12 protein-coding genes are annotated in these 14,314 nt (G+C 42.0%); 3 read left to right on the top strand and 9 right to left on the bottom strand.

Annotated features, from left to right (window positions below):
* On the top strand, positions 1–1,420 hold a 1,420-nt coding region (locus EO95_RS02900), incomplete at its 5' end, for a disaggregatase related repeat-containing protein (protein ID WP_048131985.1).
* Positions 1,421–2,632: 1,212 nt separating this feature from the next.
* Positions 2,633–4,105, top strand: coding sequence for a flippase (locus tag EO95_RS02910; RefSeq protein WP_048131989.1), 1,473 nt, complete (start codon positions 2,633–2,635; stop codon positions 4,103–4,105).
* Positions 4,106–4,173: 68 nt separating this feature from the next.
* On the opposite strand, the gene EO95_RS02915 is transcribed toward EO95_RS02910, so the two are convergent.
* The 9 genes from EO95_RS02915 to EO95_RS02950 all read right to left on the bottom strand — a co-directional run bounded on the left by EO95_RS02915 (position 4,174) and on the right by EO95_RS02950 (position 13,184).
* Complete coding sequence (locus tag EO95_RS02915; protein WP_048131991.1) at positions 4,174–5,355, bottom strand: hypothetical protein; 1,182 nt, start codon at positions 5,353–5,355, stop codon at positions 4,174–4,176.
* A 442-nt stretch (positions 5,356–5,797) separates the two neighbouring features.
* The gene (locus EO95_RS02920) at positions 5,798–6,748 is read right to left on the bottom strand and encodes an NAD-dependent epimerase/dehydratase family protein (protein ID WP_048131993.1); all 951 of its coding nucleotides are present in this window, start codon (positions 6,746–6,748) and stop codon (positions 5,798–5,800) included.
* A gap of 501 nt (positions 6,749–7,249) precedes the next feature.
* A complete protein-coding gene (locus tag EO95_RS02925) occupies positions 7,250–8,692 on the bottom strand; it encodes a TIGR04279 domain-containing protein (RefSeq protein WP_048131995.1) in 1,443 nt (480 codons plus the stop codon).
* A 290-nt stretch (positions 8,693–8,982) separates the two neighbouring features.
* On the bottom strand, positions 8,983–9,336 hold the full coding sequence (locus tag EO95_RS16650) for a hypothetical protein (RefSeq protein ID WP_052733468.1): 354 nt from the start codon (positions 9,334–9,336) through the stop codon (positions 8,983–8,985).
* Positions 9,337–9,529: 193 nt separating this feature from the next.
* Entirely contained in the window at positions 9,530–9,826 is a 297-nt protein-coding gene (locus EO95_RS16655) for a hypothetical protein (protein ID WP_156163960.1), read from the bottom strand.
* Between the two features lie 430 nt (positions 9,827–10,256).
* The gene (locus EO95_RS17415) at positions 10,257–10,436 is read right to left on the bottom strand and encodes a hypothetical protein (protein ID WP_156163961.1); all 180 of its coding nucleotides are present in this window, start codon (positions 10,434–10,436) and stop codon (positions 10,257–10,259) included.
* A 273-nt stretch (positions 10,437–10,709) separates the two neighbouring features.
* Positions 10,710–11,630 carry a CPBP family intramembrane glutamic endopeptidase gene (locus EO95_RS02940; RefSeq protein WP_048131999.1) on the bottom strand — a complete coding sequence of 307 codons (921 nt, stop codon included), beginning with the start codon at positions 11,628–11,630 and terminating at the stop codon, positions 10,710–10,712.
* Between the two features lie 2 nt (positions 11,631–11,632).
* A complete protein-coding gene (locus EO95_RS02945; protein ID WP_048132001.1) occupies positions 11,633–12,520 on the bottom strand; it encodes a DUF1616 domain-containing protein in 888 nt (295 codons plus the stop codon).
* Positions 12,521–13,001: 481 nt separating this feature from the next.
* Positions 13,002–13,184, bottom strand: a complete 183-nt coding sequence (locus EO95_RS02950; protein WP_048132003.1) for a hypothetical protein — start codon at positions 13,182–13,184, stop codon at positions 13,002–13,004.
* A gap of 685 nt (positions 13,185–13,869) precedes the next feature.
* On the opposite strand from EO95_RS02950, the gene EO95_RS02955 reads away from it, so the two are divergent.
* The coding region (locus tag EO95_RS02955) for an acyltransferase (protein ID WP_048132005.1) at positions 13,870–14,314 on the top strand (445 nt) is incomplete at its 3' end.

Consider the following 14,314-nt stretch of genomic DNA (forward strand, 5'->3'; position numbering starts at 1 on the left):
AAAAAGCCTTACCTTTACAGTAAGCGCTTCGGATGCAGATGGAGACAGTCTCGCATACTCTGCTTCAGGCATTCCCACAGGTGCTACTTTTGACAGCAAGTCAGGGGTTTTCAGCTGGACTCCGGTTGCCGGACAGGAGGGGACGTACAGCTTAACCTTTGAGGTAAGCGATGGAGAACTGACAGATTCGGCTACAGCAGCTATAAGTGTTGTCAAAAAGGAAAACTCCTCGTCCACAGCAGAAGAGGTCTACAACAACCGTCTGCGGGAAGCTTCTCCTAACACAGTCTATAAGAGTTCATCCTTTATTGATGTAGGCGGGATGAGTACTGGCAGGTACAGGGATGCAATGTGGTTTGACCTAAGCGAGTACGAAAATACAGGGGAAGTTAGTAATGCGTCTCTTTCTCTCTACTGGTATTATCCGGCAGGAAACTCAAGACCAGCAGATACTGTGATTGAGGTTTACAGACCTGCTTCTACCTGGGATCCAGATTACGTGAGCTGGAATAAGAGAAACAGTGGTATTGCATGGAAAAATCCAGGAGGAGACTGGTACGATAAAAACGGTGTTTTGCAGGGAAGTACGCCCTATGCAACAATGACTATTAAGGGCAGTACTCTCCCTGATAACAGGTACTATGAGCTGGATGTAACCGACCTCGTAAAAGAGTACACCAGTGGAAAGTACGAAAATACCGGTTTTTTGATAAAAGCAAAAACTGAAAGCAACAATTATATTGCATTCTACAGCAGTGACTGCGGAATTGAAAGTAAGAAGCCAGAGCTTAGCATAACACAAAAAGCACCTGTAGTGACTGAACCTCCTGTAGTGACTGTAAATGTAACTGTTACTGGCGCAACGGATAACCGCATGCGTGAAGCTTCTTCTAATACCGTCTATAAGAGTTCATCCTATATTGACATAGGTGGGATGAGTACTGGCAGATACAGGGATGCAATGTGGTTTGACCTGAGCGAGTACACCGGGTCGACTGACGTTAGTGATGCAGCCCTTTCTCTCTACTGGTATTATCCGGCAGGAAGCTCAAGACCAGCAGATACTGTGGTAGAGGTTTACCGGCCTGCTTCTACCTGGGACTCGGGCTATGTGAGCTGGAATAAGAGAAACAGCGGTATTGCATGGAAAAATCCAGGAGGAGACTGGTACGATAAAAACGGTGTTTTGCAGGGCAGCACTCCATATGCAACAATGACTATTAAGGGCAGTACCCTGCCTGACAACAGATACTATGAACTGAACGTAACCGAGCTCGTAAAAGAGTACACCAGCGGAAAATATGAGAATACCGGTTTTTTGATAAAAGCAAAAACTGAAAGCAACAATTATATCGCTTTTTATAGCAGCGATGTAGGGAACATAAATCAGGTGCCAAAACTTCAACTGGTATACAGCTAAAGGCTTGGATGTCCTTTAAGGAGGTAATCCGAAATTCTAGACTGCAGGAAAGGTTAATTTCCCAATGCCTGCTTTTCGGAAAAACCTCTTTTTACCAGTGAAATATGCCCAACTTTTTTAAGGGCAAATCTAAAGTTTTTCTACAAGATGACGTGCTTCATGTAACGGCACTTTTCACCTTTCGTTTTTTTATTATTATGGGAGTGCAGAGGGTCACGAATACCCTGCTCTTTAGAGACTGTCCGACAATTCAATTTCAGGGCAAAAATCTTCAAAAAAAGGTGTTTAAAGCCTTTAAATCAAAAAAGAATGACTTCGGTTATTGCCGGGAGTAATTTTCTTACAGCTTGTTTAGCCTGGGGACAGTTCACATGTCCTATCCTGATTCTCTGTACGGTTTTCTTTAATTTTCATTCTATCTTTTTATACTTGCCAAAAATTCTCTTTTTGATTGTTTTGGTTGCCTGCATCCTGCTTTTGGTAGGTCTGCATTACATTTTGGAATTGCTTAATGATGACGTTTTTCCTCTCTTATTTAAATATGCATTTGGCTTGAAGCTTATTCACATATGCCCCAAATCTCACGATAAATATAAACAATGAACCATTTTTGCAATAATGTTCTGTATCAGGGATAATATGCTTCCCAGCAAAAACGCTATCTATAAAAATATTATGAAAAAAGCAGGGTACATGCCGAAAGTAGGCTGATAATAAACTATTATAAAAATTTATTTAAACACAAAGGCTTTTATCCTTTGTAGAATTCTCTTCTTGGGGTGAGAAGGAGCCCGATTTATTCAAAAGAAAACGCCGTTTAAATAAATTGAAAGTTAACGGCGAGAATTATTCTATATCTCCCGTTCTCGAATTCATAATTATTCCCGAATTAAAGGTGTTTCTATGAATCTAAATTATTGTGCCCTTATTATAAGAATAAAGTTAACGCTGAGAAAAAATTTAAAATCTCCATACTTTCTCTTTGCAATTAAAGGTGTTTTTGATGATAATAAACCAATTCGCTCCGGTTATCGAAAAACAATCAATCTCCATGCTAAAACCTGAGCCGGATAATCAATGGCAATCAAAAGGATTTATATGTCAAACATTAATTAGTGATCTGAATCGAGGCTACGAAAGATATTTTCGCGCGACTATTTCATAAGCTCCTTTAATTAAAAACGGAAAAGAGACAGTTCTTTTTAAGGTGGTATGATGTCATATCAAAAATTTGCAAGGGATGTTGGCTTTATTGGGATTGTTCAGATACTTACAAGCCTTAGTACCTTCTTTTTACTTCCCATTATCACAAAAACCCTTGGAGCATATGATTACGGACTCTGGGCACAGATCAATATTACAGTATCTTTAATCTCTTCTCTTGCACTGATGGGGCTTTCGATGAGTTTCGTCAGATTTTTATCTTCCGAAACCGATACGAAAATAATAAGGGAAGCAGTATACTCAATCCTTTTTTTTGTTGCAGTATCAGGTTTACTGGCTTCATTCGTTTTATACGTATTTGCAGAACCACTTGCAACTTTCGGTTTTAATGACCCTGAAGCAACCTATTTTGTTCAGGCAGGTTCCCTTTTAATTCTACTGAACGTAATTGAGTCTATATCCCTTTTTTATTTCAGGGTTTTCAGGCAAATTAAAAAATTTTCTTACTTTACTCTTGTTGAAACCTTTGGAAAACTGTTATTTATACTGGTTTTCCTTAAAATGGGGTACGGGCTTCTTGGAGTAATAACCGCTACTTTAATGGTTCAGGGTCTGATTTTTTTAATCACCCTTATTACCATAGTTTCACAGATAGGGTTTGTTATCCCGCGGTTCACTTACATCAGAGAGTACCTGCAGTTTTCTCTGCCGTTAACTCCAAACGCACTTATTAGATGGGTTACGGAATCAAGCGACAGATATATGGTTACTTATTTTCTTGGCCTTGGCAGTGTAGGTGTCTATTCTGCAGCGTGTTCAATCGGAAACCTTATCCAGCTTTTTGTAAGCCCTCTTCAGCTTATTCTTCTTCCCGAGCTTTCAAAGCTGTTTGATGAGAATAAGATGGATGAGGTAAGAATCTACATGTCGCATTCTCTAAGGTACTTCCTTATTATCTCTATCCCCGCAGTTTTTGGGCTTTCAGCCCTCGCAAAGCCTTTGCTTGGGGTTCTTACTACTCAAGATTTCATTTCTGGCTGGTTCGTAATCCCTATCATTGCTTTTGCCGGGCTTCTGGCAGGAATATTCCAGATTTTTGTTAATACAATGTTCCTTATAAAAGAAACGAAGTCTACTACCTATCTTAATATCATTGCTGCTGTCTCAAACGTTCTAATCAATCTTATTCTCATACCGTCAGTCGGCATTATCGGTGCTGCTATTTCAACTCTTGTTTCCTACTTTTTGATGGCTATGCTGTGCATGCGCATGTCCCTTAAACATTTTAAACTTGATTTTTATTTTATGGACATTGCAAAAAGTATTTTGTCATCAATGGCTATGTACTTCTTTGTTTCCAGCTTCGCCATCTCAGGTATACTTGAGCTTTTCGAAGCAATGGGGGCAGGCACGTTTATTTATGTGGTTGTGATGTTGCTGGTGGGCGGCTTTACTAACCATGAAATGTCTTTAATAAAAAGATATTTATTCAGGTCAAAGGTGAGCCCAAACAGCAAATAATCTGTCCTGTATTCTCGGTATCGAGTAAATATGGATTCGCTGGTTAGTCTCAGCTTTTGAATAACTCATCAGTCTGTTATTCCCAGTACTCGCAGGAACTTTTTGATAGCTCCGCTCACTATATCCGTGTTGTCCTTTAAAAATGGCTTTATATCTTTTCTATCAAATACAGCAAAATGGGTTTCATCTGACTCTACAATATTCTTTAAAAAAGTCCTGAGGTATTTCCTCTGCATTATCAGATTTTTTATTTCATGTTTCATATAGAGAAAATGGATATTCTTGTTTTTCACCTGCACCTGGGGGCTTACTTTTTTCCCCAGTGCATCCAGGTACTGGGAGTACTGCAGGTTAACCCCGGATAGGTTACCTACCCTATGCCACATCATTGAACGAAGGTTTATCTCCATAAGCTTGTATTTTTTGTCCCTGCAATCGTATTTAAACTCAGGTTGTGCGATTCCTTTTATATCCATACCATTCAGGAGGGTTCTTCCCTGTACGAGCACTTCTTCAGGTGCCTCATTTGAAGCGGCTGAAAATACTCCGAAATTATCAGGGTATTGAGATAATTTTTTTCCGGTCCATTCGTTAAGGGTCCTTCCTTTCTGGTCTCTGTACCCTACATAAGCATATATACAGTCCCCATTTCCCGGAATTATTTCTGAAGCCAGGAACTTGATTCCAGTATCCAGATAATTTTCGATTTCCTTCTGTACTTTCTTCAGATCTTCAGGATTATCTATCTTCAGGTTTCTGAAGACCTTTCTTCTCAGGTCTTCCCTTTTGTTTGGCTTCAGGAGAACAGGAAACTGGATCGTTTTTATATTTTCCAGATCATCTTTTTTCTGAAGAAGTATTGTTTTAGGATATGGAACACCAAGCTTTTCACAGTAAGAGTACTGGATATATTTGTCCAGGCAGGTTAGCAGGTTTTCGGGATTAAAGGGCAAAAAACAGAAGGAGTGGATTTCAGGATAAATGGTATGCAAATTTTCAAGGTGAAGGTCATTAGTGGGAAATATAATTATTTTTTCATACTCCTGATGGAGCTTTTCAATCTCTCTGCACAGGCTATCCGGGGTATTATCAATAAGCACAAACTTCTTTATTTTATTACTGTATGAGGCAAGTTCTCTGGAACTCCCGAAAAGAACTATTTCTTCTATCTTTTTCTCGTACAACTCCTTAATTATCGAATATCCGTTGACGTATCCCCCCAGAACAAGCGCACAGTCATTTTTCTTCATATCACATACACCTTTAATTCTGAGTTGGGAACTTTGAAGTTCTCCTCTCTTTTCAGTGTTAACTTTCAACTTATTTAAATACTGTAGTTAACAATGTTAACCTCGCGTTTATCTGGCTCTTTTTCTTCAAATTGAACCAGTTCTATCCTGTTTTTTCTCGGAATCTATAACTTTGTACCCTCAATTGCGGTTACAGACTCGGAATAAGGTATTAAGGCGACGAGAATCGGAAAAGTTAGCTATCCTTTGAAATTTTAGGTTTAATTGTATGTACTGAGGTTTCATGTGGACCGCCCGCTAAATCTAAAGATTTAACAGGCTTCCCGTTTCACAGATTACCTTCGGAATCTCCACATGCTTGATATAGAGCAGTTCCTGCCTTATTGTGTTTTATACCCCCGGGTTAAAGACCAATGGGTTTTACGATTCTTCCTATAAATTCTCAGTTTCCGGAAAGCAGTTCCCTGGCCGTTTCTCGTACACTGCGCTCCGATGTATAGGCAGGCCTCCATCCCATAGCTTTTAATTTCTCAATCCCGAGTCTCATCCTTGGTACATCGCCTTTCCAGCCTCTGCTTCCTCCGGTATATGTGAAATCTACGTCAGAAAGCCCCATCTCTTCCACAATGACTTTTCCTATCCCTGTAGCACTGATAGTGTCTTCGGATCCGATATTGAAGATATTTACTTCTTCTTTGCTTTTCTCTATTGCAAAAAGGATCGCATGAACACATTCCGATACATGGAGGTAGGATTTTTCCTGCTTTCCGTCCCCGAGAATCTCGAGCCCGCAGGGATTTTCCTTCAGTTTCCTTATGAAATCTACAGTAATTCCATGAGTGCTGCGGGGTCCGACGATGTTTGCGAACCTGAAGATCCAGGCCTGCATATCAAAGGTATGAGAATATGATGTAATGAGGGCTTCACAGGCGAGTTTGGAGGCGCCATAAAGGGATATGGGGATAAGGGGACCGTAACTTTCGGGCGTGGGCATAACACTCGCTTCCCCGTAGACTGTGGATGTAGAAGTAAATGCAATCTTTTTAACACCGTTTTTCCTCATTGCTTCCAGCAGGTTGTAGGTTGCCAGGATGTTCTGGTCGAAATGGACTTTTGTATCTGAAGCCCCCAGCTTGACGTCCGGGTTTGCAGCCACATGGAAGACGAAGTCGATGCCTTTACAGGCGCTTTCGATTGCTTCCTGGTCGAGCAGGTCTCCTTTCATCAGGGTGAAATCAGGATTTTCAAGGTGGTGCTCTATAAATTCCATCTGCCCGGAACTCAGGTTGTCAAAAACAAGGACTCTGTTTCCTTTTTCCATCAGACGGTCTACAAGGTTGCTTCCTATGAAGCCAGCTCCGCCTGTAACCAGTATTTTCTTTTTTAGGGACATAAGAAATCTTCCAGTAATCTCCCTTTAACTTATAAATATCTTTATTTATGTTTCTCTGGAGCAAACATTTTTCCTTTCTCTACTTCCCCTTACTTGCCTTGTTCCCTTCCTTGTCCCAGAACAGCCTCCATCCGCCCCTCAAGTTGCCCCTGCCTCGGCTAGGGAGTGGCGCATGCAGTCCGAAAAGATATCGTCAGAAAGCTTTAGGGATCAAGGTATTCTTCAGGGAGCCAGGATCAAGGTACGGTAGTAACATGAAGCAATGTTGAAAATTTACTGTAAATTTGAAATCAAATTTTTCTATATTGTTCCTGATTCGATTCCCTTTTAAGTGAATTTACTTTCCCGTAAATTTTTAACATTTCCCCTTTTTCCAAAAAATGGCACTCTGCTTCACATGATGCAAAAGGCAAGTGGAAGCTCACTCAAACGCTCTTCTTATAAAAAATCAAAAATCGGAGTACTGCCTGACAGCACTCCACTATCCTTCTTAACTCACTCTCAAATTCTTCTTCTATTCATCACGACTATCCCGAGCATTATTACGCCTGCAAAACCCGCCAGGAAGCTAATTCCGTTTGGAATACTATTTTTCCGGGCCTCAGCAGCCACTCCATTTTCTGGAGAGGCAGATTTAGCTTCTTCTGTCAGGGTTAGGTCTTTTACGCTGGATTCTTCGGGGGCTTCAGTTTCCGGAGCTGCTTCTATACTGCTCGAGGCTGAACTTTCGCTCTCGCTTGAAAAGCGGCTGGAGCTCGCACTTGAGCTTGAATCCAAACCGGAATCCAAAGAAGAATCCATGGAAGTTCCAGCTCCGGTTATTGTAACCTCTTTCTGGGCTATCCCCACAAGGCCGTTTCCTTCCTCAAACGCCCCTGCAAAGAGGAGGTAGTCCCCGGTTGGAAGGTCGAAGGCGGTCAGAGAGAGTGTGCTCTCGTTTTCTTCCCCAATCGTTATTGTGCCGTTACCTTCCCCTATCAGGGTCTGGATCTCGGTCTGAAGTTCGTCCTTCCCGAGTTTGGACTCGAGATTCGAGGAGTCAATGTCAAACTCATCGATGATGTCGATTCCGTTTATAAGCACATCCGTTCCGGCCCACGTTCCATTGGAGTCAAACCTCATGTCCGCACAGTAAGCGCTTTCCTTGACAAGGACTGCCCCGTAGGTGAGGGCGCTCGGTTCGCTCGCATTCTCCAGGGAAAGGCTGATCTCCAGGTTATTCCCTTCTTCCAGGCTTTCCGGGGCTTCTATTCCAAAGTCGTATTCCAGGACCTCAAAGAAGGTCACGGAAAGTATCTTCTTTTCCTCTGAAGAGTCGTTGAGAAGGACAAAGATCCCGTAAAGGCCTGCGGGCTGGGTGCCCAGGTTAAGAGTTGCGGGTATGTCCCCATTTTTGTCCAGGGTCACGGCTCCTACCTGTGTGTAAGACCCGAATGTGTCGTTAAAAATCCCCTTAAAACTGTCAGGGTTCTCTTCTTTGATGGCCTTGAAGGCGTCATAGACTGAACTAAGGCCAGTGTCCCTCATATCGACAAGGTATATCCCGGCTTCCTGATCCTTAAAGTCGCTTGAGCCGCTGAAGTCCATTTCCACACTCTCGTCCACAGTATAGAAAGGATGGGTGGAATACGGGTAAGTAATCAGGTAGTCCGTATAGTTCTCTACATTAAGTTCAAGATCCGCCCCCTCCAATTCGAGTCTGTTTGTCCCGTTGTAGGTGAATGTGAAAGGTTCCGGCAGCCTGATTGCTTTTCCTCCGCTCAGCAGGATCCAGTTGCCTTCGGTCTGGCTCTCATTGTGGTCTGCAAAAAAAACGACTTCATTATTTTTTTCTATGCGTGCTATGTAGGGCTCTTCTTCGGAAAGAGCCGCTGATAAACCTGAAGGGATTACGGAAAGCATGAGTAAGATCATTCCGATTAGTATCCCTGATCTTTTCTTCAACTACTACCCCCCTATTACGTTTAATGTTCCTGAACTTTTAATGTTCCTGATATTTCCTTTTCTTTTCAGTTCCCTCCCCATGTCGAATTTTAATTGCCCCTCTTCTTTTAATTACGTAGTAGTCGGATCTGAGCATATATATTGGTTTTCAATATATATTTCTTTAAATAATTATATGTAAGAAGTAGCTGAAGAGTTTTTTCTTCTTATTTGGGAAATGTTCTCCCTTTCTATCTTTTTCCGGGCTGTTTCAAAGCCTTTTAATTATTTTTTGAGACTATCTTTTAGGATTATTTTTTAGGTTTTTTGAACCTCGAATATAGCAAAATCACTATCATTCCTGCTGCAAGTCCTTCTAGAGTGTAGATCCCGTCCGTTTTGCTCTTTTCTCCTCCGAAGCCGATTATTTTGCTACTGTTTTCATCCGGAAGAGTGTCCTTCCTCGCCTCCTCGTCAAAGGCATTCTCTTCATCTATCTTTTCCTCCTCTCCTGTCTGTTCCGGATCTTCTCCTGTTGAAGGGAAAGAGCTCTCTTCAGTTGTCGGTTCCGGTATCAATGTAGAGCTTGAAGTCGAACTTGAAGTCGAACTTGACGTTGAGTCTTCTTTCGGTATCAGGGTGACATGCTCCGTAACGCCTCCCACTTCTACCTCAAAATTCCCGGCAGGTACGGATTTCGTGCTGTAGGCATACAGGAATTCTCCTTCAGGATCTGCCTCTACCTGTTGGAGTGCATCAATCTTTAACTAAACACTGGGGTCGCTTGCTTTTCCGTCAATTTTGATCATGTACGTTCCCGGCGGGACCCCTGACTGGGATACTGTAGCAGTTCCCCCACTAGACTGTGCACTCCTGGTCCCACAGGACCATCTTCACCCTGACGTTCAGGTCGTCTGCACCTTTTGCCTGTACAGTAAATTGGTTGTTGAACCCATCCGGGATTTTTATCTCTTCAAGCAGGTATTCGTACCTGCCTTCAGAAACCTGGACTTCCTTTTCAAAAGATACACGTACTTCTATTTCTTCTTCCGAGGAAGCGGTTCCCCTAATCTCTACCTTATCCCCAATAACCGGGTTTTCAGGTAAAAGCTCCCAGTGGGTCACAGTAGCAGCTCCGGAAATAGCCGTCAGCACAATAAGAACGGGGATCGAAAACAGGAAAATAAACGTTTTTAATATCTTCTAGTTTCTGTAGCTGATTAAGGTAAATTTCATAAAAGCACCCCCTCAGGCAGGAGCCTCCTCAGGCAGGGGTTCATCACATTTTTTCCCTCATCTCCAGGATTTATTCTTGCCTCTGATTCCGGAAGATTCTCCCAATTTTCCGAATCAATAGAAAGACTATGCTTTTCATTATTTATCTGGATTTGCTCCTGAAATATTCTTGGAGTTTTTCTCCCTTTGCAGTTTGGAGAACCCTAAGAAGCATAGGGAATAAGTAGTTCTCGTATTTTGTCTGATTTCATGCATTTTAATATTTTTGCGTTCCTCTCCTTTTTCTGCAAGTCTTTTTTTCAATGTTATTGAGGGTGTTTAGGCAATTTTTTATATTATCATGCACATTTTATAATAAAAATGGAAAATATATGTGAGGGGGGATCAACAAGCTAACAAGTATAATTTCATCCAGTGCGGTCTCATCGAGCGCGATTTCTTCCAGTGCTCTCTCAATGCTAACTGCGCCGGGACTTCCTGAATTCGGGTCCGTAGCTGTAATCGGATTGATTTCATTTCTCTCGTTCAAAGAGGTCCTGTCTGCATCGAAGCTTCAGGGAAAAGCTCTGGAAAGTTCTTTAAATATGGGGATTGTGCCACTGTTGATATCTTTCAGTGCAATTGTTGTCTACAAAATTGCAGAAATTTTGTAACCTGATAGTTATCCTCAGGTTTTTCCTGAAACATTGGGTATCTTTATTCTCCCATTTTCTTTTTTACACCAAATTTGCCGGTTCTCTCAGCTCATCTTTTCTTCTTTAATCTCTCTTTCTCCCCTAACCGGAGGTACGTACAAAAAGCATCAAAGCAGCCCGAGTCCGGGACCCAGGTGGGGGATAACCCCAAACAAAAATACATTTACGAAGCCGTGGACCAGTGTGATCAACGGCAGACTTCGGGTTTTGTAGAACATATAACCTATGATAACTCCTACAAAAGAGGTGTATAATACTTCATAGGAAGTCCCATACCCGGAGTGCATGAAACCGAAAAGTATGCTTGAAAGCAGTATCCCTCCCCATACCCCGAAGATCTTATTAAGTCTGGTCTGGAGAACCGACCTGAAGATTACTTCTTCTACAAGCCCCACAAAGAAGACCATCACCACTGTTAGTTTTAACAGGTTCAGGGGGGAGAGGTCGGGGATGAGGTATCCTGTCCGGATTACCATGTATTCCCCTACCCCCAGCCCGGCGCCTATCAGGACCGAAAGTGGAAAATAAAGCCATATCCTCCTGATAGTTATTCCCATATCTTCAAGCGTCAACCGCTGGTAGACAGCAGTAATCGCTACAGGGACGGCGAGGGGGGCATAGATGAAAATGAAAGAGTAAAGGGTTATATCAAAGAAGACAGGCATTGAGAGGTTGACCAGGCGAAGGAGTGGGAGGAGCATCAGGGCCTGGTAGGTCTTGCGGATTTCTTCATTTTTCATAAGTGGAATGGAAAGGGAGAGGCCCATCAGGAGGACCATGTGCACCCAGACGGCTTCTTTTATTCTCCCGGAATAGATTAGCATTTCTGCAAAAGCGATGGCAAGAATGGGTATTCCTACATAAATTCCCTTATTCCTTATCTCTAGGTTTCCTGATTCGGTAGTTTCCTGCTTTTCGGTTTCAAAGGATGCTTTTTTTTCTTCAAATAGACTTGCAAGTCCCTGGTTTTCAGTTTTCGGGTAGCTTGCATTTTCCTTCTTCTCAGCTGGGAGTTCCTGATTTTCCATCTTCAGGTCACCTCTGTAACGTTTATCCAGAGGTGCAGGTCCCTGTAGGGTGTGTTTTTGTCGGTTTCATTGAAGAGCAGGAATTCAAGTTTCATACCTTTTCCTTCAAAGGGCGGGATTATAGTCACAGGTTCTTCCCAGGTTGCGTTGTGGCCGAGGCTTATGTGTCTCAGGTTTTCAGGAAGGTCAAGGGAGGTATTTTCGAGCCGCATCTCCATGCTGTAGTTCATTGTCCTGTACTCGTGGTTTGCTATCCCGACGATAACAGTTCCGTTCTCTCCGGGTGCGTACCGGGTCGGATAATTATCTGCCATGCCTTCAGGTCCCAGGATGTAGAACTCCGTGAAATGCTCTCCTTCTTTTGGGGTTAAGATTACATATATGAGGGTCGCCACTGAAGCAAGGATCGAAAAGATCAGGATGACCGTAAGAATCTTGTCTATCTTAGTTTCAGGCGTTTCTATGACCTCAGTTTTCAGGGCAAGGAAGGATGCCTTGATATGCGCTGCAAAAGCTTCTTCTTCGGGAAGCTGCCTCCTCCTGAAGTATGCTGCCCCGCACATTATCAGGATAAATCCTGAAAGGCTCATAAGGATAGGAATGAGCCTGATTCCCCAGGGAGTATAGTTAAGACCAAGCCCTATCAGTGGCACTATCGCAATGCTCAGCCCGAAAGAAAGTGCTGTCCGCTCAATCCCGTCCAGATCTTTTTTTGCTGGAAAAAGAGCAGCTATCAGGGCATATCCGGGTAAAAAGAGCACCATTGGCAAGCCAAGGGCTGTGCGCAGAAAGATGCCGTTGAGAGGAGGTATAAGCACGAAGATGTCCGTAAGGATTACAAGAGCTGCAACAAGCAGCAGGTCCGAGGAAAATTTTCTGGTTCCGGCCATTTAACCTCTCCGACAATTTTTATTCGATCTCAAATTGAGTCCATTTTTTTCTCTATTATCGGGAATTACAAAAATGAGGTTAAAAGGAGGGTTCTGGCATTAGGAATTAGGAATTAGGAATCAAGCATAGATTCCACTCTCAGTACAGGTTCTTGTTTATAACAGGAAATACCCCCACGTATTTTCCCCTTAATGTTTTAACTCCCCGTCAAATTATATCATCTTGTTCTATGAAATCTTTTCCCCCTCTTTAAAGGTTTTTCCTGAAACAGATATTTACTGAAATTTACTGAAGAGTCTCTGAAATTTAGGGAGTATCTTCCTTCCCACATCTCTCTAAATTTTCAGCTTTATGGGAATTGTATCAAGGCTAGGAATTAATCCGGATTCTGGGAAGCTTTGTCATGGCTTCTTTCTGCACATTTCTATTTACAAAAGCATCGAATGCTTAGAAGAATATATCTGCGATCCACCCCGTGTCTCAAAAAGATTTTTGGGGACGGACTCTGTCTTCCACGAGGCTGTCCGTGTGCCTGTGCCCGTAAGCTGTGAAAAGCTGGGGAAATTCAGGAGCAATATCCTCCTCAGGACTCTGAGAATCCTCTAGGCCGGCATGGAAGTTGGTGGTGAGAAGCTTGTAATCCTCTCTTTGGCAAGTGGTCATTGGAACAATCCCGTCCTTCCAAAGCGTGAAGACATGTCCCGTTGCCTGTTTTAGTATACACGATATTTACTCACTACCTGTTCATTTGGGTTTAAATTCTTCTTTATTTGCTCTTACACTCCTGATTCCCTCAATGAGTTTTACTTGTCGATTATTTTTTTCGAATTATTGTTTCCTAACTCTTTATATCGTTTCATTTGATATGTAAAATATTCATTTGTGGATATATTATCAAAAATATGTAATTGATAAGAAGTTATGTGGGGGCTCCAGGGTTCCTTTTTGAGGGGGTAAAAATTGGAAAATGTATCTGGTGTATAGTTGTTACTTTAGAGAATTTTAATGAAGAGGTTTGAATTCGGGATTGTTTGATTTTTCGTTATGAAATAGCTGGCAATTAGATCAAGAGCAATTCCATAAGTCAGGAATTTAGAGCCATTATCATCTGAGAAAAGGGGATCTTGCATTTGACTCTTATGATTGCTCGATGCCTGCATACAATGAAGGTCATGTGATTGCAGAAGTAATGGGTGCAAAAATGGCTTTTACCGGGATTATGCTGCATAGGATGTCAAGATAATTTCTCAAATAGGTCTAAGTCAAAAATAAATGGAATCTTTCAAAAATGGTTTCTGAATATTGACTTGGATACAAATCCAGTGAAGGATTTTAAAAGTGGGAATCTATGGAAGAACCTGAGGAAATTAACGAACGAGAAGTTATGGAGTATTATGGTTACACTGGTTCATTAGGTGTAATTATATTTTATTTTCGTTATTTAACTAGCTGGATATTGCAGACGATGGCTAAAATTTGTCCGCATTATGGAATATCTGCAAAACTCCAGCGGATGAGAGGCGTAAAAATCGGAAAACACGTATATTTGGGACCTGGAGTCCAGCTCGATGATCTATACCCTGAGTTAATTACAATCGAAGATTACGTCAGTATTGGGATGGGAACCATGATCTTTGCGCATTCTAATCCCACATGCTCCCTATATCTTAAAACAAAGTATTATCCAAGGGATTTAAAGCCTGTAACTGTAAAAAGTGGTGCATGGATTGCGCCTGGCAGTATAATTCTTGCAGGAACTACAATCGGGGAAAATAGTGTTGTTGCAGCTGGGA

Source organism: Methanosarcina sp. 1.H.T.1A.1 (assembly GCF_000979295.1).
Lineage (GTDB): Archaea > Halobacteriota > Methanosarcinia > Methanosarcinales > Methanosarcinaceae > Methanosarcina.

Bases quoted from the DNA above. Each gene is read 5' to 3' on its own strand.
- EO95_RS02910 (WP_048131989.1), top strand. From the start codon at position 2,633: ATGATGTCATATCAAAAATTTGCAAGGGATGTTGGCTTTATTGGGATT.
- EO95_RS02915 (WP_048131991.1), bottom strand. From the start codon at position 5,355: ATGAAGAAAAATGACTGTGCGCTTGTTCTGGGGGGATACGTCAACGGA.
- EO95_RS02920 (WP_048131993.1), bottom strand. From the start codon at position 6,748: ATGTCCCTAAAAAAGAAAATACTGGTTACAGGCGGAGCTGGCTTCATA.
- EO95_RS02940 (WP_048131999.1), bottom strand. From the start codon at position 11,630: ATGGAAAATCAGGAACTCCCAGCTGAGAAGAAGGAAAATGCAAGCTAC.
- EO95_RS02945 (WP_048132001.1), bottom strand. From the start codon at position 12,520: ATGGCCGGAACCAGAAAATTTTCCTCGGACCTGCTGCTTGTTGCAGCT.
- EO95_RS02950 (WP_048132003.1), bottom strand. From the start codon at position 13,184: ATGACCACTTGCCAAAGAGAGGATTACAAGCTTCTCACCACCAACTTC.